Here is a 22,592-nt window from a genome sequence, read left to right on the forward strand (position 1 = left end):
TTTTTGAAGTATAAGCTATGTTTACAATAAGCGGGAGCGCTTGTTATAATCTCCAGGAAGCCGCTTCGCGCCTGTTTTCGACAAAGCTGCGGTAGATTCCGCCTGCTGCCATAAGCTGTTCGTGAGTGCCCTGCTGGGCTATCTTTCCGCCGCTGATGACCAGTATGTTGTCAGCACTGCGGACAGTCTTTAACCTGTGGGCTATCATAATTATGGTCTTTTCCTTTGTCAGCGCTTCGACCGCTTTCATAAGTTCAGCTTCGTTTTCGGGGTCAACGTTGGCAGTGGCTTCGTCAAGTACTATTATCGGCGCATCTTTCATGATGGCGCGTGCTATGGATATCCTCTGCTTCTCGCCGCCCGAAAGTGAAGCGCCGCCCTCACCGATGACCGTGTCGTAGCCATCGGGCAGCTGCATTATGAAATCGTGGCAGCAGGCTTTTTTTGCCGCTTCTATGACCTTCTCCATCGGCGCATCGGGCTGACCGAAGCGTATGTTGTTGGCGATGGTGTCAGCAAACAGGTACACCCGCTGGAACACGAAGCTGTAGTTTTTCATCAGTGCGTCCATGCTGTAGTCGCGTACATCTCTGCCATCAAGGGTGACCTTTCCCGTGTCAACGTCCCAGAATCGCGACAGCAGGGAAGTCAGCGTTGTCTTGCCGCCGCCCGAAGGTCCTACTATGGCGGTGGTGGTGCGCTGTGGTATATCGAGGGATATGCCGTCTATTATCTTTCTCTTTTCGTATGCAAAGCTGATGTTCTCAGCCTTTATGGAGAAGTGTGCGGGGGCGATATCCTCGCCCGAAATATCCATCTGCGGGGTGTCGAGTATCTCCTGCGCCTGCGAAACGCAGACATCTACAGTTCTCAGCATAGCCGAGTAGTTGCCCGCAGTGTCAAGCTGTGCATAGATAAGGTAAGAACTGATTATCATTATTATGGTGGTCAGCAAGTCCATGCTGCCGTTTATGTGCAGCAGTACCGATGCCAGTACGATGACAGTGCCCACCGCTTTCAGCCAGAAACTCTGCATGGTCATGAAAGGTATCAGCTTTAATTCCATAGCGGAGTTAGCATTCTCGTTCTCGTCTATGGCAACGTTCAGTTCGCGGCTGCGGCTTCCTGTCAGATTGAAAGTCTTTACCTCAAAAATGCCCTGAATGTATTCGATGACTTTCGCTACCAGCGCCGCGTCCTTTTTCTGCTTTTCCTTTGCCATACCTGCCGAAACTTTCATCATGCCGCTGTTTATCATAAAGAACACGACCAGTCCGCCGCAGAGTATCAGCCCGATGCGCCAGTCATAGAATAACAGCATCAGCGTTATCACAGCAGTTGCCAGCAGTCCCGAGCAAACCAGCATGACAACTCGTGTGGCTACATTTTCAAGGTTCTGCATTGTGTTGGTGGTCACAGACATTATCTGCCCCAGACTGTTGTCATTGTAGTAACCCATCGGCAGATATCTCAGGTGTTCGGCTATCTGCATGCGCTTGTCGGCACATGTGCTGTAGCCGCCCTCAGTTTGCAGCATGGTGCTTTTTGATTTGAATATGCCCGAACCGATAACGCTCACAAGCATTATCCCAAGACAGGTCAGGCAGGTCTTTTTTGTGACATTCCCCTCCAGCAGTGCCTTTATCATGCAGGATATGGCAGGTATCTTGAGTGCTTCAAATATCGCCTGAAAGAGGTTCAGCACTATGGATATGTAAAAGCGCTTTCTGTCCTCCTCGTTGCAGAAATCAAAGAAGTTTTTCAGTATCTTAAACATCTTCTTCACCGTCCTTTGCCGAGATGTGTGCCGCCCACATCGAACTGTACAGCCCGCCCTTTGACAGCAGTTCATCATGTGTGCCCTGTTCCGCGATATTGCCGTCATTTATCACGTAAAGTCTGTCAGCGTTCTTTACGGTAGAAAGCCTGTGTGCTATGACGATAAGTGTCTTGCCCTCGACCAGCTTTGCCACACTGCGCTGTATCACCGCTTCGTTTTCGGGGTCGGTGTAGGCAGTGGCTTCATCAAGTATGACGATATCTGCGTTTTTCAGCATTGCCCTCGCGATGGAGATGCGCTGGCGCTCGCCGCCCGAAAGGTGTCCGCCCGATGTGCCGACCACTGTGTCGTAGCCGTTTTCAAGCCCCATTATGAAGTCGTGACAACCGCACTTTTTAGCGGCTTCTTCGACTTCCTTATCGGTGGCTGTACGGTCGCCCAGCCTTATGTTCTCGCGCACCGTCAGGTCAAACAGGAAATTATCCTGCGAAACATAAGCTATGCGCTTGTTGTATTCATCAAAGGGGATATCTTTTATATCGACTCCGCCCAGTGAGATACTGCCGCTGTCAACGTCCCAGAGGCTCGCTATAAGCCTTGCAACGGTTGATTTGCCGCTTCCCGACGGTCCGACGAATGCGGCAAATCCGCCGCCGTGTATCGTCATAGATATGCCGTGAAGTATCTCCTTGTCAGAGTAGGAGAAATGCACGTTGTCAAGCACTATGTCGCCGCCCTTGATGGTCTTTGTCAGCTTTTCGGGGCGAACCATCTCAGGGGCATCGATTATGTTCCTGACCTCTGTCACGATGGTGTCCATCTGTGCTATGTCGTCAGAGTATGACATAACGCCGATAAGTGGTTCGATAAGCCCGACCGTCAGTATGATGACGGTGATGAAGTCTGTATTGCTTATGGTGCCGCGCATTGCCATTATACCGCCTATCGGCAGTACCGAAAGCATGGTAGCTGGCATTATGCACATGGCAAACGTCATGTATACGTTGCACTTGCGCATCCAGTCAACGAAGCTGGCTGCACTCTCTTTTGCGGCGGCGGCGAACTTCTCGTAGCTTGACTGTGCCTTGCCGAACACCTTTATCACCTCAATGCCGTTGATGTACTCGGTGGTAACAGCGTTGAGGGCTTTTGTCGCCCTTACCGTCCTGCCGTAGTTCTCCTCATAGCCGAACATCATAAGTGCATAGCAGACAAGTCCCAGCGGAACGGTTATCAGCGCCGCAAGACCCAGCTTCCAGCTGATGGTAAAGGCGTAGATGAGTATTATTATCGGTGCGCCGATGCCTGTGGTAAATTCGGGCAGTATGTGCGCGAGAGTAGTTTCGATGCTGTCTATGCGCTCAACTATGGTGCTTTTCAGTGCGCCCGACGGCTGACTGATAACATCGCCCAGCGGCATCTTAGCCAGCTTGTCAAGTGCTTTCTTGCGTATTACCGCCAGCGTGTGGAAGGTGGCAAGGTGAGAATTTGCAGTACTCAGTGCATGGAACAGCGAACGCCCCAGCCAGAGCACCAGTATTATCACACAGTCGGTGATGTATGCGCCCTTGTCAGTGCTGCCCGCCAGCAGTGCCTTTACTATCCTTGCGATGAAGTAGTACGGCACTATGCCGCATAATGTGCTGACTGCCGCAAGTATCACACTCAGCACGAATTTTCCTTTTCGCTCGCCCGACTGACCCAGCAGCCACCCGAAAGAGCCGTTTTTGTCCTTTCCCACTAGATATCCTCCTGTCTTTTCCTGTAATTCTGCGGCGTGACACCCATGATGTCACGGAAAGCTGCCGCGAATTTTGATGCGTTGTCGTAGCCCAGCCGCTGTGATATCTCCGAAACTGTAAGTCCCTCAGATATCAGCATCGCAGCCGCCGCCTTCATTTTGTAACCCTTTATATAACGGTATATCGGTACACCGTACACCGCTTTGAAGACCTTTCTGAGGGTCGCGGGCGGCATGCCCGATATCTCCGAAAGTTCCTCGGCCGTGAAAGTCTTTTCAAGACTGCCCGTGATAAGGCTGTGTATCTCCTTGACCTTGTCGGTCTGCCCCGCAGGGAAATACTGCCGCTGTACAGTCTGTGCGGCGGGGTCTGTAGTTTCAAGCAGCAGAAGAAGTTCTGCTATCTTCACCCTGTAATAGTCCAGCCGTATGCTTTTGGGCGCATGATACAGCTGTGAGAACAGCAGGTTGAGCGGTTCGTTGGTGCGCAGAAGAAATTCCTTGCTGTCGGGGCAGAATTTCTGCGCCAGCTTATCAAGGTCGATATTCAGCGAGGGCATCTCGCGCTTGATGGAACGCTGTGCAGGTTCGTTCATAAAGCCGATGGTCATGCCGTGATAGTGTGCCAGCGGAAGTTCTACTTTGCCCGAATGGTGTACCCTCCTGTCGATGCGCAGGTCGCCCGCTTCCATATAGTACCTGCCGCCCAGCTTGTTTTCATGCTCTATGCGCCCCTCGCGGCAGTGGTCGATGCAGAGCACCGTTTCGGCATTCTGATACTCCGAAATGCACGAGCGCAGATGGAAGTCGTTGTACATAAGGTAAATGCCGTCAAAGACGCGGTACATGGTCATGAAAGCCTCGCCCGAACTGTTATCCAGCCGCAGTACTCTGCATTCGCCCTCAGCCGCTATCTCATGTACGTTCGACCCGAAGCCCGCATCGTCAAGCTGGTCAAAAAGGTCACTGCTCATGCCATGCCTGCCTTTCGGAAGTGTTTCTTCAGCAGTTTTTTGCCTGCCGGCGCACCTATTATCCCGCATATGAATGCCGCCGCGAACAGTACGGGACACATCCATGCAGGCATCAGCTTTGTAACGCTGTCGATGTATTCTTTGCCGAAATTCTGTCTTGAAGCCCAGTACTTCTCAGCGGCAAAGAACAGCGGCAGATAGTTCGCCGCCACCCACATGCTGAACACGCCGCAGGTCAGCACAGCTTTTGAAGTGCTCTTGTATCTGCCGCTTCTGTAGATAAGTTCGGCTAACAGCCCTGTCACCGCAGATACAGCCAGCGGCGGCCAGCTCATGCCTGTCAGCAGCATCATGATACCCATGATGACGCTCATTATCCATATCATGCCGAATGTTTTTACCTTAGTCAGAAAAAGCATGAACGGCACACCTCCGAGAAGCGGCACGAGCACCGCCAGCAAAGGCAGAAATATTGGTATGAACCCCAGCATGGCTATCACTGTGGTGATAACAAAATAGATCGCTGAAAAAATACCGATGTTGATAAGGTCTTTGACTTTCATGTTTACCTCCCGAAAATTAGCTGCAACTAACTTACCCCTATAAATATTGTTCTCAGCTTTGCCATATCAAACGAAACAGATCTTTATGCCGTTCAATATATCTTTCTCCGAGAACGTTATATATTATAGCACAGCGAAAACGTTTTTTCAACTCCGTTTTGTTCCCGATACTCCATTATGAAAATTATTTCGCGCTTCTTATGCTCCGTTCCATATACAGCTTCCGAATATCATAACAGCAAAAGCGTGCCCTACAGGAAAATATATCCCGCAAAGCACGCATGACCGATATTTTGCATTTATCATATTGAGTTTTTCGCCATCAGTGCCTCGACCAACTCTCGCTTTTCGTAGAGTACACAGCCGCCCTCATGGTCATCAAGAAGTATCTCACCGCTCCTCAGCGCCGTGAAAAGGGGAGAGTGCAGTGCATCTCTCAGCGAAGTGTCCCTGATATTCACATCAGAATAGGGCGAAAAAGGACATGGTTCAGCGCCGCCGTGTGAATTGATGTGGAAGAACCCTCTGCCTGCCGCCACACATCCTCCCGAACTTTTCTCGTCACCGGGAAAAGAGATATAAACCATTTCGGGGCGTTTTTCGCGTAAGCGCTGTATCTCTTCAGTGATATACTCACGCTCGCTGTCAGTGGGCGCAAGGTCTTTGCTGCCTTCCGAAACAGGCACATATTCCACAAAAATGACCGCCTTGCAGCCTCTTTCCGACAAGTTGTCAAGAAACTCCTGCGAGGTGACTTCCCTGTAGTTTTTTGTGGTCACTGTCACCGATGCCCCGAATATCAGCCCGCGACGCTTGAATTCGTCCATGTTGGCTGTCAGCTTGTCGTATATGCCAGCACCGCGCCTTGTGTCGGTGGTATCGCGATTGCCCTCTATACTCATTATGGGCACAAGGTTGCGGCAGCTGTCAAACAGCGAGAAATAGCGGTCGTCAATATAAGTGCCGTTGGTGAATATGGGGAAGAGTATGTTCTGCTTTCTGCCTGCCGCTTCGATGATATCCCGCCGCAGCATCGGTTCGCCGCCTGCCAGCAGTATAAAGCTGATGCCCAGCACGTCGGCTTCATCGAATATCCTCAGCCAGTCTTCGGCGGATAACTGCTTCACAGGTTCAGCGTCATTGGTGGCGTTGCTGCATCGCGAATAGCACCCCGCACAGTGCAGGTTACACTTGCTTGTGATGCTTGCTATCAGAAACGGCGGGATATGTTCGCCGCTGTCCTCTGCGGTGCGGCGCTTTTTTGATGCCGAGCGGCTTGCCGCCGCAAATTTAACCATGAATGCGCTCTCGCGGGGATTTTTCAGCGTAGCCTTGACAGCTTCCGCCACCACGCGCTCAACACCCTTTGTCATATAGCTTTGCAGGTCAAAACTTCCGTTCATGACTTTCTGTCCTCCATTCCGCTCAGTGCCTTGTCAAGCAGGCATTTTAGCTGTATAAGTTCATCGGTATCCAGCGCGATGCACCCCTGCATCGACATCGGTACCTCCACTGCCTTTTCTTTAAGTGCTTCGCCCTCATCAGTCAGTGTGATGGAGAGTTTGCGCTCGTTTTCTGCATGCCTTGCCCTGTTTATCAGTCCTTGCTTCTCAAGTCTTTTCAGCAGAGGTGCCAGCGTCCCCGAATCGAGGTGTACCAGCCTGCCAAGTTCGCCCTCACACATGCCGCCGTGTTCCCACAGCACCATCATCACCACATACTGTGTGTAGGTCAGCCCCAGCGCTTCCAGCGGCTTGCGGTACTGCCGCACGACTTCCTTCGCGCAGGCGTAAAGTGGAAAGCATATCTGATTTTCAAGCCTTATGCAGTCATATTTTGTGAATTTCTTTTCGTCTTCCATGATACAGCCTTTCATAGTCGAAATATTGTGTGCTGTCATATTGCGCACAACCTTTAATGATATTATACACCTTTTGCAAAGGATTGCAATATAAACTTTTGAATATACATAGTGATATTATATTGTCATTCCAAAATGTGGTTATCCCGCTGACACACCACAAAAACAGCGGCTATACAGAACTTAAGGTTTTTGGCGTATGGTGCTCAATTATCCTTTTGTTTACCGCATTTTTAATTGGTGTACTAAAGGGATAGTCATATTCCAAAATGCCCGGCATGCCAACTGTTTCAAAGTTACAAAATAACATCATTATTGTGGCGTGTCAGCAGGCTGACCGCATAATACCATACTTTTGCACAAAAAAGTGTCTTCCGATACTATATTATAGCAATCCGCCTTAAAATTCAGACAAAATCCGGTCACAAAACCCATAGATCCCAGCTTTTGCGACCGGATTTAGTGAATTTAAAAAGTTGGATCGCTATAATAAGCGGCGCTCCGTGATATGCTTTCGGCGGGGCAGCGGGTGCAAAGCGGACATCATCAACGGTCTGCTGCGGTGATAGATCATTCGTTTTACCGCCTGCTTTGTAAAAACGGCTGATGCGCAGTATAACGCATCAGCCGTTTTTGTGTCATAACGAAACTTCCTCGCCGCTGTGCAGCGCTCTCAGCTTGTCGCCCATGACTTCTTTCATCATCTCAAATGCGGGTATGCCTGTGCAGTGCCCGCTGAAAAATATCGTGTCCAGCTTCACAAGTTCTTTTGCGGTCTGTATTATGACAGCTTTTTCCTCATCGGTGTGCTCGCCGTCATTCTTCATCATGTGAAACCCGCTGAGCACATAGTCAGGCACATTGCCGAATATCTCTTTGTACCTGTCGAGTATATTGAGTATGCCGTTGTGCGCACAGCCTGATAAGAGCCAGTGTTTGCCGCTCTGTGTAATGACAAGGCACTGCTCATGCACGAAATCATCAGGCACTTTCATGCCGTCCTTTTCGCAGGTGAGTTTTTTGTTGCCCTGAGGGTAGCATCGTCTGCCCGTTATGCCGCTGAACAGAAAAAGTTCATCGTCAAGCTGAACATCGCCCTCTATCAGACTGACATTCGGCAGACCGAGTATGTCTTTGTCGATGCCGATGTACCTTTCGCCGTTGAAATGCGGCTCAGGTGCCGACTTCTGCATGAATATCCGCGCGGTCTTGTTTATCTGCGAGAACGGCATTATGCCGCCTGAGTGGTCGTAATGACCATGACTGAGTATCACCGTGTCGATCGCAGTAAGGTCAATGCCCAAAATCTGTGCATTTTTGATGACAGCATCGGTCTGACCGCTGTCCAGCAGGAGCCTGTGCTTCTCTGTTTCGATATAGATGCAAAGCCCGTGTTCGGCAATGCAGTCTTCATTTGCGCGGCTGTTTTCAACAAGCGTAACTATCCTCATATCATTCACCGCACTTGTGACCGCAGGAATGACCTGCGCCGTGTTCGTGACTGTGGTGGTCGCAGGTGGGGGACTCATTCTGTACCAGCGCATTTGCGAGATAAGCTGCAACAGCGTCATCAGCACTTCCCGAATTTCCGCCGAAGAGGGCTATACCCGCCTCTTTCACAGCCATCTGCGCACCGCCGCCGATACCTCCGCAGATAAGGACATCAGCGCCCATCACCTTAAGAAAGCCCGCAAGAGCACCATGCCCCGCGCCGTTAGTGCCGAGCACCTGTTCGCTGATGACCTTGCCGCCCTCTACCTCATAGAACTTGAACTGTTCAGTTTTGCCAAAATGCTGGAATATCTGTCCGTTTTCGTAAGTTACTGCTATTTTCATATTATCTGTTCCTTTCATGACCGAGATATATTATATGACTATCCCTTTAGCACACCAACTAAAAATGCGGTAAACAAAAGGATAATTGATCGCAGGATATCTTTCCCCCGCCTGCGGCTGGGGGAAGATATCCGCCAACCACTTTAAGTTCTGCTAGATCGCTTTTTGGGTGGTGTATCAGCGGGATAACCATATATTATATTGTAGCACTATTTACATCAGGTGTCAACAAGTGATGGGGCGTGGAAGAATACACAAAAATACAGTCACGTTTTGTCAAAATCAATTTCCGTGGACGGGCATATTTATCATTTTAACAACTCTCAAATATTTCACAAACATCTTCCGAACAATGGTGCGTTATGATACGTACATACCAAAGCGGAGGAGGAATAGAAATGAACGTGATATTTTCGGCAGCGGCGATGCTTATAGGTGCGCTGATAACTGTAGCACTGAAAGACCGTCATGGCATGAGATGACAGATGCTTTGCGATTGACAAACCCGAAAAAATATGTTATTATAAACAGGTGAGCATGCCATACGGTAGCGGCAGCGGTCATACGCTGATGAGGAAAGTCCGAGCATCAACGAGCAGGATAGCTGATAACGTCAGCCGAGGGTGACCTCCGAGCTAGTGCAACAGAGATATACCGCCGCAGAGATGCGGTAAGGGTGGAAAGGCGGGGTAAGAGCCCACCGGAGCGGCAGAGATGCCGCTGCCATGTAAACCTTATCCGATGCAACACCAATGGCAGCCGAAAGGTCAATGCGCTCGTCAGACCCCAGGTTGTAGGTGGCTTGAGCTGTGGGGCGACCCACAGCCTAGATAGATTACCGTACAAGACAAAACTCGGCTTACAGACAGGCTCACGCTCGCCCCGTTCACGCGGGGCGATTTTTTGTGCTGTTCTATGCTTTGGAGCGATGGACGAACGGCGGGCTTTGTGTGCATCTTATTTGCTTTGCGAACTTGCGATTAACGGCTGGTGGTTTTCTTTTTATGGGGCGGCTGCCCGCCCACCCGCAGCGCCTTGTTTTGTGTGCTCTTGCTGCTTTGCCGACGATAATTATGAATTTTTATTCTATTGCTTGACAATCGGCTAAAAATGTGCTATATTTATTGTTGGCGGAGTTCATTGGGCGAATGAACTTTTGGCGACGAGGACAAATTATAGGAAAGAGGGCTGCTGCGTGGCGGCCCTCTTTTCTCTTAAAGAATGTATACGGAGGTAATAACAATGAATAAAAAGGAAATTGCCGAGATAAAAAAGTATTTTTCCGAAGACAGCGATCTTCTCACAATAAACCGCGTTGTCACTGCTTTTGTCGATGCGGAAAAAAATGTCAAATGCAAGACCAACAGGTTATATAATGTTATCCCGCAGGACGAGAGCGAACTTATCCTCGCGATGCTCAAAAAGACCCTCAGCGGCAGGATAGGCGCTAATCTTCTTGAATATGCTTTCCCGAAAGATGCCATACTGGAGGGCGGTCAGCAGCAATTCTTGTGGGCTGTGCTGAAAGACAAGTTCACCACCGATGAAACTGTTGACAGCCTTATAAATGCCATTGTTGAAAAGGTGGAATATGTGTCCACATACAGCATTTTTTCGGCACACTGCACCTACTCGGTACTTAAAAAGAACAAGATGGACGAGATAACCGATGATGCCGAAGCAGATACCAACTATAATTTTATCATAACAGCCATCTGCCCCGTAAACCTGCGCATCGACGGTCTTATATATAATGAGGAGCAGAACGCCATAGCCAAAAAGGAAGACTCTGACAGGATAGTTGAGATGCCCACCGATGGTTTCCTCTTCCCGCTGTTCAATGACCGCGCACCCGATGTCAATGGGGTCATGTATTATACAAAAAATGCCAAAAAGCCCAATACCAGCGTTATAGAAGAATTTCTCGGCTGTGAGTTCTCGATGACAGGACCCAGCGAAAAGGAAGTTTTCCACGCTATTCTGGGCAATGTTGTGGGCGAAGAGCTTGACCTCGACATGATGACTAAGGTCAATGAGAAGATACAGAATTTTGTTGACCAGACCGCCAACGATACCGAAGTTGCCACCATCGACAGCGCAAAGCTGAACAATATCCTCTGGGAATCGGGCGTGAGTCAGGAAAAACTTGGCGAACTGAACAAGGTCTTCGAGCATGCGACCGACAACAAGCCGCTGACAGCGGTAAATCTGGTGGAGAAGAAAACTGTCGTGACAGTGCCCAGCGTTACCGTAAATATAGGCAAGGGCGGCGCTGATAAGGTGAGGACACAGGTGATAGGCGGCAGAAAGTGCCTTGTCATCGCCCTTGATGACCCCGAAGTCACCATAAACGGCATGGAACTGAAAATGATAGGCAAACAGCCCGCTGTTCCCGCAAACACCGAAATGGTGCAGATAGCCCCCGATGAGGACGAAGGACCTGTACATACTTCGTTTGAGGACGGCACAGCGCCGTTCTGACGGAACAGATATCATAAAGAACAGTCCTGCGCGGCTGTTCTTTTTTGCTGTGTGCGAATGATGCAGGATAAACAACACTATATTATTATATAGAAAGGATAATTTTGCACTTAACATAGCTTTTCGCACAGGTTTATTTCGGAACGTACATTTAGGTTTGCACAGACTAAAATGTGAACGAACATGTAATTGCATTGGTTTTTGCAATGGATAAAACTGCGAAAACGTTTGCGCAAAGTCGTTGACCCTTGTATAAACTGCTCAATTCGCAAGCGAAAAAGGTAATATACGGTTAATACGACCAGTTTAATTGTTGAGATTTTGTGAAAGCTCACAAAAGTAAAAAAATATAAAAAAACCTATTGACAAATGCAAGGTTATGAGTTATAATATAGACACAGTAAGGGAAACGAAAACAACATGAAGCTTCAAACGATCGATCGATGCGAGGTTTTCACCCTTAAATGAACAACTTAAGTAAGTACCCGCGAACGGCGGTTACTAATAGAAATTTATTATGGAGGGATTTTCTATGAAAAATTCAAACAAGAAGGGCTTTACACTGGTTGAGCTCGTAGTAGTTATTGCGATCATCGGCGTGCTCGCAGCTATTCTCGTACCTAGCATGATGGGTTATGTTAAGAAGTCTAGACTGAAGACTGCTAACGGCAATGCTAAGACTGCTTACAATACCGCAGCTGGCGCACTGGCAGATCTGGAAACCAACGGTATCCAGCTTGAGACAATTGATATCACTCAGAACTGCACAACTCCTGCTGCAAGTGTTCCTGACCTTGATGGTGATACTGTTGATGGCGTTGCATATGTAACTGCTATTGTTCAGAACGCACTTGCTGCTAACGGCAATGACGGCGGCGAGGTATACATCAATGGTAATACCACTGCTACAGGTGTATGGGGCGCACAGTGGCACAGAAAGTCTGGCGATAAGATCGTTGGTCAGTATCCTGAGGCTCCTTCTACCGTAGAAAAGGCTGAGGCTATGAAATTCGGTGAGCTGAAGCTGAAGAACAAGGCTTAATCTTTAGTATATAGCTTTATCAAATGATAAGTTGGCGGCGGTTCGTATGAACCGCCGCTTTTTTGCGTAAATGTATTGACAAACAGGCGACTTTGTGTTATAATTAGGTTGGTAAAATATATCCGCAGTTTGGGGCGCGGGTAGGTTTTTATGTATGTCAATACGGAGGGAAAACAAATGAAAAACAAGAAGGGCTTTACACTCGTGGAGCTCGTCATTGTCATAGCTATTGTGGGCGTACTTGCTGCCATACTGGTGCCGATGATGATGGGCTATGTCAGAAAAGCGCGTCTGCGTCAGTGCAACGCCAACGCCAAAGTCGCCTATAATGTTGTGACTGGCGTTCAGGGTCAGAAGATGATCGACGGCGAAGATTATGCTATCAGTGATATCGTCATCGACTGTCGCGGCGATGAACCTGTGCCGAATGATGAACTGGGGCGAATGGTCTATAATTCAATCGCCGCCAATGCCAAAAATTCGGGCATAATGTACATCGGCACGCGCGGCAAGGACGACAACGGCGATGACCTGCTGTATGTTCAGTGGATAATGAAGCCGGGCGATACTATGGTAGGTCAGTATCCCAATGCTTCCAACAGCGTAGATAATGTTCCCACATGGAAAACTTATAAAGCAGACTGATATTTGCGAAGACCCCACAGCGGGTCTTCGCTTTTTTTGACAAAATTCTCAAAACCTATTGACTTTTGGGGCAAAAAGTTATATAATGTATAGGTGAATGTGCTTATTAAAGCGGCAGAACTATCTGCGGCTTTTCTGAAAGCGTAAAAATTTTGTTAGGAGGACTTTTAGTGCGGAAAATTACTAAACCTGTCTTTTTCATCGTGCTTATCCTTATCCTCGGTTTCGCTTACCTGACATACGCGGGTATACATACCTATTACGGCGATATCAGGCACAGCGCTATCAAGGGCGTTGATGAGATACGCTGGGGTATCGATATTCAGGGCGGCGTCAATGCCACTTTCGAGCCTGAACTTGAAAACGAGGATCAGAAGATAACCGAAAACGACATGGACGCGGCTAAGGCTGTTATCGAACAGCGACTCGTCAGCCTGAACATCACTGACAGTGAGGTTTATGCGGACTACACAAAACATCGTATCATGGTGTCATTCCCCTGGCAGTCGGGCGAAGAGGATTTCGACCCCGCAGAGGCTATCTCTGAACTGGGCGACACTGCACAGCTCATATTCGTCAAGGGTACGACAAAGCCCGAAAACCTTGAAGACGAAACTGTCGTGCTGACAGGTAATGATGTTAAAAAGGCTGAGGCAGGTCAGTATCAGGATCAGAACACGGGTGAGACCACATGGGTGGTCAGCCTTGAACTGAACGAGTCGGGCAAACAGGCTTTTGCTGACGCTACTACCGAACTTTCAGGCAGCGGTCAGATCTCCATCTGGATGGACGAAAATATGATCTCTGCGCCAAATGTTAACGAGCCTATCACTGACGGCAAGTGCCAGATCTCAGGTAACTTCACCTACGAGAGCGCTAAGTCGCTGGCTGATAAGATCAATGCAGGCGCACTGCCTTTCAACCTGAGATCCACCAGCACCAACATAATCTCGGCTACTCTCGGTGAGGGCGCTAAAACTGCCATGACCATCGCAGGCATAATTGCGTTCATCATGGTCGCTATCTACATGATCATCATTTACAGACTGCCCGGCTTCGTGGCTTCCATCGCTCTGCTGGGTCAGGCTGCGGGCACTCTCGCCTGCATAAGCGGCTTCTTCGGCAATATCGAGAGTTTCACTCTGACAATACCAGGTATCGCAGGTATCATTCTTGCGATAGGTATGGGCGTTGACGCTAACGTTATCGTTTCCGAGCGTATCAAGGAAGAACTCAACAACGGCAAGACCCTTAACGGCGCTATCGAACTTGGCTATAAGCGCGCATGGGCTGCTGTTTTCGACGGCAATATCACCGTTGTGTTCGTTGCTATCATACTGATGGGCGCATTCGGCCCTACCGACAGCGTTTTCGGCACTCTGCTGAAACCCCTGTTCATGGCATTCGGTGCATCTACCGCAGGTACTATCTACTCGCTGGGTTACACTCTGCTGGTCGGCATCGTGCTGAACTTCTTCTTCGGTATCTTCTGTTCAAGACTGATGCTTTCGTCACTTTCAAAGTTCAAAGCATTCAAGAAACGCAAGCTGTACGGAGGTGTTGAGAACAATGGCTAAGGAAAAGAAAATTCTCAACGTCGTGGGAAAACGCAAGGTGTTTTACAGCATCTCCTGCGGACTTATCGCGCTGTTCATCATACTGACTTTCGTGCTGGGTCTGAACGTTGACATAATGTTCAAGGGCGGTACTATACTGACTTACAGCTACACGGGCGACATCGATACCAACGGCGTACAGTCTGTAGTTACCGATGTTCTGGGGCAGAAATCGACTGTAACTAAGGGCGAGAACACTGCCACAAAACAGTCTACCGTTAAGATACAGCTGTCCTCCACAGGCGGCATCAACGAGGTAAAGCAGAACGAACTTCAGGTCGCACTTGAAGAAAAGTTCGCTGACAATGAACTCGCACTGTTTGAGTCCAGTGACGTTAAAGCCTCAAACGGTCTTGACTTCTTCCTGAAATGTATGGTAGCCGTTATATTTGCGGCTGTCGTTACCATAATCTACATCGGTTTCCGTTTCAGAAAGATAGGCGGTATCTCGGCAGGTATATTCTCTGTTGTGGCACTGCTGCACGACCTCTGCATGGTATACGGCTGCTTCGTTATTTGCAGATTTGACATCAATGCAAACTTCATGGCAGTTCTGCTGACCATACTGGGTTACTCCATCAACGCGACTATCATAATCTACGACCGTATCCGTGAGAACCAGAACCTCAAGGGCAGCAAACTCGAACTTGAAGAACTGGTGAACCTCTCGGTAACACAGACTCTCGGCAGATCGATCCACACTACCGTAACTACCGTTATGGCTATGGCTGTTGTCTGCGTCGTTTGCACCATCTACGGCGTAAGTTCGATAATCAGCTTCGCATTCCCTCTGATAATCGGTATGCTGGCAGGTGTGTATTCTTCTAACTGCATCGCACCGACACTCTGGGTAATGTGGAGAAGACACGCTGAAAAGAACCCCAAGAAGAGCAAGTCTGCTGCTTCAAAGAACAGCGGCAGAAGATAATTCTATCGTAAATAAAGCTGCTCTGCGCGTTAACATAACGTGTGGGCAGCTTTTATATCGTTAAGCTGAAAACCGCCGCAAGTCCCACGACCTGCGGCGGTGTTTTATGTGTTATCTTCAATGCTGTCAGCAAAACTCCGAAAAGCCCGACACATCGGGGCGTATGTAAAGGTGAATGCCTTTTGTGGTGCATCAAGTTTGTTGACTGTCACGCTGTTTTCGCTGATGACAAGCTGAACGTTGCCGATGCTGTATACCTCAGCATCCGCCTGCGGTTCGCTGACAGTATCTATCGTGACCAGCGGACGGCATCTGGCAAGCAGTGCATCAAAATAACGGCAGGTTTTCTCCAGTTTTTGAGGCGAGGTTATGTAGCTGTATTCCTCATCGTCAGCCATGTCGCGCACACCGAAACTGCCCACGCAGGCATTCTCAGGGTCAAGGAATATCGTGCAGGTGAATCTCTCGCCCGCGGGTCTGGTGGAATAGTATGGCTCGACAAGACCCGTCATGTATAGGGGCAGCCAGCTGATTATAGCCTGTATCATCTCACTTACGCTGCGGTCAACGTTGTGTATTATCTTGATGCGTGTGCCGTTCCGCAGACAGGCAGCCATAAGCCCCGACCACAGTGCCTTGAAATCTCCTGTCATCCAGTTTATGCCGTTGTCGGAGTACAGCCGCAGTTCGCTGCTGTGATTATTTATGACGCTGCTGAGAAATCTCACCACTGCCTGCTGAAGCCCCTTGTCGCCCGTATAGTAGTCCTCGTTCGGTATTTCGGGAATTACCGGCAGCGGTATAAGGCTCACATCGGTCGTGGGCATATTCTTCATCTGTTCGATAAAAACCCTGACTGCCTGCACATTTGCGGGCATGCCGCGTGCGTACAGCCACACGAAGATCGACTCAGCGACATTACCCGACCTCAGCGGTGTACCCATAATGTCGCTGAGATCGCGCAGCTTGTTGCGGGAAGCTATCTGTTCTGCCAGCACAGCCGAAAGCCGCATCATCAAGCCTGTGCTTTTGCGTGGTATGCGCAGACCGCTGCGCATTCGGCTGACATATGAAGCATCGATACCCAGCATTTTGCTAAGATTGCTGTTTGAAAGACGCGCCAGCTTCATCAAAGCTGCCAGCTTTTTTCCGAACTGCTTGGCACTATCTGTTTCGATGCTGTCTTCGGGCAGACTGTTTTCTTCAAAAAGCCAGTTCAGCAGCATTTCATTCAGCGGGTGTTCTTCCTCCTGCTGAATGCCGAGTATGCGGCATAGTTCATCTGTCTTGCCATTGTCGCGGCAATAACTGTATACGCCGTCAGCAAATTTCCTTACCGTAGTGCTGTTTTCGCTGTAATTGCGCGAACCGCTTTTCAGTCGGCAGAAATTTGCGGGCGAACAGCCTGCATATCCCGCGATAATGCTGTTTTCTACATCAAGGTTTTTGAGAAGATAGGTTATCTTTTCTGATAACATTGGCGCAAAGTCCTTTCTTTTATAGCGACCCGAATTTTTAGTCTGATCGCCATAGTTGATTTTATAGCAATCCAACTTTTTAAATTCACAAAATCCAGTCGCAAAAGCTGGGATTTATGGGTTTTGTGACTGGATTTTGTCTGAATTATAAGGCGGATTGCTATAAATGTCTGTATTGTTAATATTATATCACGATTTACAAGAAAATACAATATCCATACTGGCAATATCATATTTTCATTAAATTAGCGGAAAAATAGAGATGCAGGCACTTATCCGCTCTGCGACAGCTGATGGGCATGAACTATTTTGTTCATATCACCAAAACTTAGATATCCATTTTCTGGCATTAAAACACCTGTAAAGGTTGTTGTGCAATCTGCAAAAAGCGACAGACCTTTTTTTGTGTAAAAAAAAGCGTTGGGGCGCTTTACTTTTCGGAAAATGTATGTTACAATTAACTTAATTGCTTTTGTGCTTTACAGCTTTTATACTTTCATAGGCTAAAGCATATTTACAGAACGCGGGCTTTCACCGCAATAAATCTGAAAGGATAGTTAAAGAATGCCAATAACAGAATTTCTTGAAAGAAACGCAGCAAAATTCCCTGATAAGACGGCTCTTGTCGAACTCAACCCCGAAATACGCGAAAAGCGCATAACATGGAAAGAGTACGAACTTATCGAACCCACAGCAGATGTTCCCTACAGGCGCGAGATAAGCTGGTCTGTCTTCAACGAGAAGGCTAACCGCTTTGCTAATCTGCTTATATCACGCGGCGTCAAAAAGGACGATAAGGTCGGCATACTGCTGATGAACTGCCTTGAATGGCTGCCCATCTACTTCGGTATACTCAAAACAGGTGCGCTGGCTGTGCCGCTGAATTTTCGCTACACTGCTGATGAGATAAAGTATTGCGTTGAACTGGCTGAGGTCGATATACTCGTTTTCGGTCCCGAATTTATCGGCAGGGTAGAGGAGATAGTCGATGATATCAGCAAGAACAGACTGCTGTTCTACGTTGGTGAGGGATGTCCCACTTTCGCAGAGCATTATGACCGTCTGGCGGCTAACTGCTCCAGCGTAAGCCCCGATATCAAGCTGACTGATGAAGACAATGCAGCTATTTATTTCTCATCGGGCACTACAGGCTTCCCGAAGGCGATACTGCACAACCACGAGAGTCTTGTTCACGCGGCTAAGGTCGAGCAGAAACATCACGGTCAGACTGAGGACGATGTTTTCCTCTGCATACCACCCCTTTACCACACAGGCGCTAAGATGCACTGGTTCGGCAGCCTTATTTCAGGCGGCAAGGCGGTCATTCTTAAGGGCGTTAAGCCTAAGTTCGTGCTGGAGGCTGTTTCAAGCGAGCACTGCACCATCGTGTGGCTGCTGGTGCCGTGGGCGCAGGATATTCTCGATGCTGTTGACAGAGGCGATATCGACCTTTCGCAGTATCAGCTCGACCAGTGGAGACTCATGCACATCGGCGCACAGCCCGTTCCGCCCTCACTTATCGCAAGGTGGAAGAAGCTGTTCCCCAAGCACCAGTATGACACCAACTACGGTCTTAGCGAGAGCATCGGACCGGGCTGTGTACATCTGGGCGTTGAAAATATCCATAAGGTAGGTGCTATCGGTAAGGCAGGCTACGGCTGGGAGGTAAAGATAGTTGACGAACGCGGCGAAACTGTTAAGCGCGGCGAAGTCGGCGAACTTTGCGTAAAAGGTCCCGGTGTCATGACCTGCTATTACCGCGACCCTAAGGCGACCGCTGAAACACTTAAGGACGGCTGGCTGTTCACAGGCGATATGGCTCAGGAAGACGAGGACGGCTTCATTTTCCTCGTTGACCGCAAGAAGGATGTTATCATCAGCGGTGGCGAGAACCTCTATCCTGTGCAGATAGAAGACTTCCTGAGGGCGCACCCCGCCATCAAGGATGTTGCTGTCATCGGTCTGCCCGATAAGCGTCTGGGCGAGATAGCAGCAGCGATAATCTCCATCAAGGACGGCATGACCTGCACTGAGGAGGATATCAACGACTTCTGCCATAAACTGCCGCGCTATAAGCGTCCCCACAAGATAATCTTCGCAGATGTCCCCAGAAACCCCACAGGCAAGATAGAAAAGCCTGTTCTCAGAAAGATATACTGCGGCGAGTCTGTTGTGGCTAAGCAGAACAATTCATAAGAAAACGAAAAGCCTTTTCCGAACATCGGGAAAGGCTTTTTTGAACAATATAATTTCAAACAAAAACGCATACTATCGTTCGTGTCAATAATTATGAATTACTGAAATGCTGTAACAGAAAATGCCGAGATGTCAGCACCTCGGCATTTTGTTATTATTGTTTTTTCAGACATCTGCCCGCGAAACGTATGTCGCTTAATACCAGCCGCCCATTTTTCCGTCACTGCCTATCTGCTGATTTGACAGATTTATGTTGTAGCAGTTTTCGGGAGATTTCTTCTTGCTGTCAGTATATATCTTGTCCCATGTGCCTGACCCGATAAAGTGGGCATCTTTCTCCATGTTGACGATATACTGACCACCGATGAATGTTACCAGTATGCCCTTGCGGTAAAGCTGTATCATGCGAACTTCGCCTGTGTCGTTGTACACAACAACAAGCCCGAAGTTTGTTTTGCAGTCCTTAAGGTATTTGCTGCAATTCTTTGAAGATGTATTGTATCCCAGCGGGTTGACTCTGCTGCCTGTCTTCCATGTTTCCGAAAAAGTAGCATCAAGTGCGCCGGCTATTACTCTGTCAACTGCCTGTGAACCGGTAGAAGTGCCCGGCTTGGTCGTTTTGTAGATATTCCAGCTGTAGTTTGTGAATGCGCCGACTCTTTCAAATTTTCTGTTTTTTCCACCCTGTTCAAGGTAAAGCACCTTGTTGAAGGCAGCATTCGTATCTTGTTCACTGAGTATAAGGTAGTCTGTCAAAGCTGCTTCTATCGATGTCTTGATGACTTTGGTATCCGCAACAGCAGCAGCGACCCTTGCTTTTCTTACATACCCGATCAAGCTGGGTATAAGCAATGTGGCAAGAATCCCGACTATGGCAATAACAATAGCTAATTCAACTAATGTGAAACCTTTCTTATTATTTTTCATAAGATCATCCCTTTCAATCGTATCGCAATTACCACTAAAAAAATATATCTACCAATTTATTTGTTGCCTATATTATATCACAATTTTACAAAACAGTCAACTAAATTAATCTAAATTTGTATATGTACATAAAAACCAAGCATATAGTTTCGCTAGATTGACCAAATCACAAGTTGACTAATTTTACAAATTAAAAGCATTCAGCATGGTTTTAAATAAATAGGAAATAATTTTTGTTTCTAAATTTTAACTAATAATTTTCCCGATGTCAAGCCAAAAGTTCCATAACTGGATTTTGTGGTTAATAAAATATCAATATATAACCCTGACATCAAAAAAAGGACTGCCCGATCTCAGGCAGTCCCTTTTTGAACACTATTAATGAGCAGTCTTTTGATAAGACTGCATACTCGCGTCCATGTCAATAATTATGAATTATGAATTATGAATTACTGAAGCGCTCCTCTGTTGAATTCGCTGAGTTCCAAGCCCTCGTTTTTCTCAAGCGCCCAGCGTATGTTCCACTCGCTGGTGAACAACAGCAGATAGTTCCCGCGGAAATCCTGTACCAGCTTGGTATCACTGGAGAGTTTCAGCTTCTTCACATCGATGTCCTTGTTGTCTATCCACCTGATGTGGCTGTACGAAAGGCTCTCCTTGAACAATTCAACATTGTATTCGTTCTTCATGCGGTACTCGAAAACTTCCAGCTGAAGAACGCCCACAACGCCGATGATGACCTCTTCCATACCCGTTTCAGGCTCCTGGAATATCTGTATCGCACCTTCCTGCGCTATCTGGGTAGCACCCTTTACGAACTGCTTGCGCTTGAGAGTGTCTTTCTGGCGCACACGCATGAAGTGTTCGGGCGCAAAAGTCGGTATCGGCTCAAACTCAAACTTGCGCTTTGGCGAACAGATCGTGTCACCGATGGCGAATATACCGGGGTCGAACACGCCTATGATGTCGCCCGCATACGCTTCATCGATTATCTCACGCTCCTGCGCCATTATCTGCTGTGGCTGTGAAAGTCGCATTTTCTTGTTGCCCTGAACGTGCAGTACGTCCATTTCTTTGTCGAATTTGCCCGAGCATACGCGCAGGAAAGTTATCCTGTCGCGGTGTGCCTTGTTCATGTTAGCCTGTATCTTGAATACAAAAGCCGAGAAATCAGGGTCAAACGGGTCAATGACACCCTCACTGCTGACACGCGGCGTAGGCGAAGTGGTCATCTCCAGAAATCTTTCAAGGAAAGGCTCAACACCGAAGTTTGTCAGCGCCGAACCGAAGAATACAGGCGAAAGCTGACCTTTTCTGACCTTTTCGAGGTCAAATTCGTCACTTGCACCATCGAGAAGTTCAATGTCGTCAGAAAGCGTCTGATGCAGATGTTCGCCCAGCATGCTGTCAAGGGCAGGGTCGGAAAGTTCAACTTCCTCCATAGCTACCTTGTGTTTGCCGAACGCCATCTCGGAATCGCTGGAAAATGCGATGATGTGGCGCTTGTCGCGGTCATACACGCCCTTGAATTCCTTGCCGCAGCCGATGGGCCAGTTTACTGGGTATGTCTGTATACCCAGTTCGTTCTCTATCTGGTCGATTAGGTCGAAAGGGTTGCGCGCCTCTCTGTCCATCTTGTTGATGAAAGTGAATATCGGTATATGGCGCATGACGCAGACCTTGAACAGCTTTCTTGTCTGGTTCTCAACGCCCTTTGAAGCATCTATCACCATTACAGCCGAGTCAGCCGCCATAAGTGTGCGGTAGGTGTCCTCAGAGAAATCCTGATGTCCCGGAGTGTCAAGGATATTTATGCAGTAGCCGCCATACTGGAACTGCATGACCGATGATGTTACCGAGATACCTCTCTGTTTTTCTATCTCCATCCAGTCAGAAACTGCATGGCGGGAATTTTTCTTGCCCTTTACTGCGCCCGCCTGTGCGATAGCGCCGCCGTAGAGCAGGAATTTTTCAGTAAGTGTGGTCTTACCCGCATCGGGGTGGGAGATTATGGCGAAAGTTCGCCTGCGGTTTATTTCTTCTTTTAAGCCCATTGTTTTCCTCCGTTGTATATGTCAGACCTGCCTGTGCGGGCGGGTCAGATAATGTTATATTTAAACTATAGCAATCCAACTTTTTAAATTCACAAAATCCAGTCGCAAAAGCTGGGATTTATGGGTTTTGTGACTGGATTTTGTCTGAATTTTAAGGCGGATTGCTATAATGATACAAATATCACATCATGTCCGTCCTCCAATACTGCTATCGAATTTCGCATACTTCTTTATTATACCATGAAATCCCGCGATTTACAAGCGGCATATTCCCAAAATACAGCCGCTTTACATGACCGCGCCTTTAGTTAAGCTGACAGTTCGCGCCCTTTGCGTTAAGAAACACTTTCGGCGCTCACAGTCGGGTGAAGAGCCTGACGGTTACATAACGCTGTTATGTAACACGAACATAACGCCGTTATGTAAAATACGGAGATATTGTGCAGTCCTACAAAAAGTCCGTCAACCCC

Annotated in this window: 17 protein-coding genes and 1 other RNA gene; 7 read left to right on the forward strand and 11 right to left on the reverse strand. The window is 48.2% G+C overall.

Features of this window, described 5'->3' with window-relative positions:
- Nucleotides 1-43: 43 nt before the first annotated feature.
- The 8 genes from CUS_RS10365 to CUS_RS10400 all read right to left on the reverse strand — a co-directional run bounded on the left by CUS_RS10365 (nt 44) and on the right by CUS_RS10400 (nt 8,755).
- The gene (locus tag CUS_RS10365; RefSeq protein WP_002850478.1) at nt 44-1,777 is read right to left on the reverse strand and encodes an ABC transporter ATP-binding protein; all 1,734 of its coding nucleotides are present in this window, start codon (nt 1,775-1,777) and stop codon (nt 44-46) included.
- Nucleotides 1,770-3,521 (reverse strand): ABC transporter ATP-binding protein, encoded by a 1,752-nt coding sequence (locus CUS_RS10370; RefSeq protein ID WP_002850658.1) that lies wholly within the window; start codon nt 3,519-3,521, stop codon nt 1,770-1,772. Before CUS_RS10370 ends, CUS_RS10365 begins: the two co-directional genes overlap by 8 nt.
- On the reverse strand, nt 3,521-4,495 hold the full coding sequence (locus tag CUS_RS10375) for a helix-turn-helix domain-containing protein (RefSeq protein ID WP_002850561.1): 975 nt from the start codon (nt 4,493-4,495) through the stop codon (nt 3,521-3,523). The genes CUS_RS10370 and CUS_RS10375 overlap by 1 nt, the downstream gene beginning before the upstream one ends.
- Nucleotides 4,492-5,058, reverse strand: a complete 567-nt coding sequence (locus tag CUS_RS10380) for an MptD family putative ECF transporter S component (protein WP_002850691.1) — start codon at nt 5,056-5,058, stop codon at nt 4,492-4,494. Before CUS_RS10380 ends, CUS_RS10375 begins: the two co-directional genes overlap by 4 nt.
- Before the next feature lie 302 nt (nt 5,059-5,360).
- Nucleotides 5,361-6,461: a radical SAM protein gene (locus CUS_RS10385; RefSeq protein ID WP_002850565.1), complete on the reverse strand. Its 1,101-nt coding sequence runs from the start codon at nt 6,459-6,461 to the stop codon at nt 5,361-5,363.
- Nucleotides 6,458-6,958 (reverse strand): MarR family winged helix-turn-helix transcriptional regulator, encoded by a 501-nt coding sequence (locus CUS_RS10390; protein WP_002850427.1) that lies wholly within the window; start codon nt 6,956-6,958, stop codon nt 6,458-6,460. Before CUS_RS10390 ends, CUS_RS10385 begins: the two co-directional genes overlap by 4 nt.
- 599 nt (nt 6,959-7,557) lie before the next feature.
- Nucleotides 7,558-8,370 carry an MBL fold metallo-hydrolase gene (locus CUS_RS10395; RefSeq protein ID WP_002850585.1) on the reverse strand — a complete coding sequence of 271 codons (813 nt, stop codon included), beginning with the start codon at nt 8,368-8,370 and terminating at the stop codon, nt 7,558-7,560.
- Nucleotide 8,371: 1 nt separating this feature from the next.
- Nucleotides 8,372-8,755 (reverse strand): NifB/NifX family molybdenum-iron cluster-binding protein, encoded by a 384-nt coding sequence (locus CUS_RS10400; protein ID WP_037277093.1) that lies wholly within the window; start codon nt 8,753-8,755, stop codon nt 8,372-8,374.
- A 532-nt stretch (nt 8,756-9,287) separates the two neighbouring features.
- On the opposite strand from CUS_RS10400, the gene rnpB reads away from it, so the two are divergent.
- The 6 genes from rnpB (at nt 9,288) to secF (ending at nt 15,467) form a co-directional block, all read left to right on the forward strand.
- Nucleotides 9,288-9,633, forward strand: an RNA gene (gene rnpB / locus CUS_RS18655) — RNase P RNA component class A.
- Nucleotides 9,634-9,997: 364 nt separating this feature from the next.
- On the forward strand, nt 9,998-11,236 hold the full coding sequence (locus tag CUS_RS10405) for a DUF4317 domain-containing protein (protein WP_002850657.1): 1,239 nt from the start codon (nt 9,998-10,000) through the stop codon (nt 11,234-11,236).
- 532 nt (nt 11,237-11,768) lie between these two features.
- Nucleotides 11,769-12,278: a prepilin-type N-terminal cleavage/methylation domain-containing protein gene (locus CUS_RS18650; RefSeq protein WP_002850493.1), complete on the forward strand. Its 510-nt coding sequence runs from the start codon at nt 11,769-11,771 to the stop codon at nt 12,276-12,278.
- A 177-nt stretch (nt 12,279-12,455) separates the two neighbouring features.
- Entirely contained in the window at nt 12,456-12,923 is a 468-nt protein-coding gene (locus CUS_RS10415) for a type II secretion system protein (protein ID WP_002850581.1), read from the forward strand.
- Nucleotides 12,924-13,093: 170 nt separating this feature from the next.
- Nucleotides 13,094-14,500, forward strand: a complete 1,407-nt coding sequence (locus CUS_RS10420) for a preprotein translocase subunit SecD (RefSeq protein ID WP_002850402.1) — start codon at nt 13,094-13,096, stop codon at nt 14,498-14,500.
- On the forward strand, nt 14,493-15,467 hold the full coding sequence (gene secF / locus CUS_RS10425) for a protein translocase subunit SecF (RefSeq protein WP_002850605.1): 975 nt from the start codon (nt 14,493-14,495) through the stop codon (nt 15,465-15,467). The genes CUS_RS10420 and secF overlap by 8 nt, the downstream gene beginning before the upstream one ends.
- Nucleotides 15,468-15,571: 104 nt before the next feature.
- Here secF and CUS_RS10430 read toward each other — a convergent pair whose 3' ends face one another.
- On the reverse strand, nt 15,572-16,945 hold the full coding sequence (locus CUS_RS10430) for a helix-turn-helix domain-containing protein (protein ID WP_002850609.1): 1,374 nt from the start codon (nt 16,943-16,945) through the stop codon (nt 15,572-15,574).
- 564 nt (nt 16,946-17,509) lie between these two features.
- Between CUS_RS10430 and CUS_RS10435 the strand changes: the two genes are divergently transcribed.
- On the forward strand, nt 17,510-19,141 hold the full coding sequence (locus CUS_RS10435; RefSeq protein WP_002850451.1) for a class I adenylate-forming enzyme family protein: 1,632 nt from the start codon (nt 17,510-17,512) through the stop codon (nt 19,139-19,141).
- A gap of 195 nt (nt 19,142-19,336) precedes the next feature.
- Here the strand turns inward: CUS_RS10435 and CUS_RS10440 are convergent, their stop codons facing one another.
- Nucleotides 19,337-20,068 (reverse strand): type II secretion system protein, encoded by a 732-nt coding sequence (locus CUS_RS10440; protein WP_002850572.1) that lies wholly within the window; start codon nt 20,066-20,068, stop codon nt 19,337-19,339.
- 449 nt (nt 20,069-20,517) lie between these two features.
- The gene (locus CUS_RS10445; RefSeq protein WP_002850410.1) at nt 20,518-22,122 is read right to left on the reverse strand and encodes a peptide chain release factor 3; all 1,605 of its coding nucleotides are present in this window, start codon (nt 22,120-22,122) and stop codon (nt 20,518-20,520) included.
- Between the last annotated feature and the right edge of the window lie 470 nt (nt 22,123-22,592).

The sequence above is a fragment of the Hominimerdicola alba 8 genome (assembly GCF_000178155.2).
In the GTDB taxonomy this organism is placed as follows: Bacteria; Bacillota; Clostridia; order Oscillospirales; family Ruminococcaceae; genus Hominimerdicola; species Hominimerdicola alba_C.

Excerpts from the sequence above, each read along its gene's own strand:
- CUS_RS10365 (WP_002850478.1), bottom strand. The coding sequence starts at position 1,777 with ATGTTTAAGATACTGAAAAACTTCTTTGATTTCTGCAACGAGGAGGAC.
- CUS_RS10375 (WP_002850561.1), bottom strand. The coding sequence starts at position 4,495 with ATGAGCAGTGACCTTTTTGACCAGCTTGACGATGCGGGCTTCGGGTCG.
- CUS_RS10380 (WP_002850691.1), bottom strand. The coding sequence starts at position 5,058 with ATGAAAGTCAAAGACCTTATCAACATCGGTATTTTTTCAGCGATCTAT.
- CUS_RS10385 (WP_002850565.1), bottom strand. The coding sequence starts at position 6,461 with ATGAACGGAAGTTTTGACCTGCAAAGCTATATGACAAAGGGTGTTGAG.
- CUS_RS10390 (WP_002850427.1), bottom strand. The coding sequence starts at position 6,958 with ATGACAGCACACAATATTTCGACTATGAAAGGCTGTATCATGGAAGAC.
- CUS_RS10395 (WP_002850585.1), bottom strand. The coding sequence starts at position 8,370 with ATGAGGATAGTTACGCTTGTTGAAAACAGCCGCGCAAATGAAGACTGC.
- CUS_RS10400 (WP_037277093.1), bottom strand. The coding sequence starts at position 8,755 with ATGAAAATAGCAGTAACTTACGAAAACGGACAGATATTCCAGCATTTT.
- CUS_RS10405 (WP_002850657.1), top strand. The coding sequence starts at position 9,998 with ATGAATAAAAAGGAAATTGCCGAGATAAAAAAGTATTTTTCCGAAGAC.
- CUS_RS18650 (WP_002850493.1), top strand. The coding sequence starts at position 11,769 with ATGAAAAATTCAAACAAGAAGGGCTTTACACTGGTTGAGCTCGTAGTA.
- CUS_RS10415 (WP_002850581.1), top strand. The coding sequence starts at position 12,456 with ATGAAAAACAAGAAGGGCTTTACACTCGTGGAGCTCGTCATTGTCATA.
- secF (WP_002850605.1), top strand. The coding sequence starts at position 14,493 with ATGGCTAAGGAAAAGAAAATTCTCAACGTCGTGGGAAAACGCAAGGTG.
- CUS_RS10430 (WP_002850609.1), bottom strand. The coding sequence starts at position 16,945 with ATGTTATCAGAAAAGATAACCTATCTTCTCAAAAACCTTGATGTAGAA.
- CUS_RS10435 (WP_002850451.1), top strand. The coding sequence starts at position 17,510 with ATGCCAATAACAGAATTTCTTGAAAGAAACGCAGCAAAATTCCCTGAT.
- CUS_RS10440 (WP_002850572.1), bottom strand. The coding sequence starts at position 20,068 with ATGAAAAATAATAAGAAAGGTTTCACATTAGTTGAATTAGCTATTGTT.
- CUS_RS10445 (WP_002850410.1), bottom strand. The coding sequence starts at position 22,122 with ATGGGCTTAAAAGAAGAAATAAACCGCAGGCGAACTTTCGCCATAATC.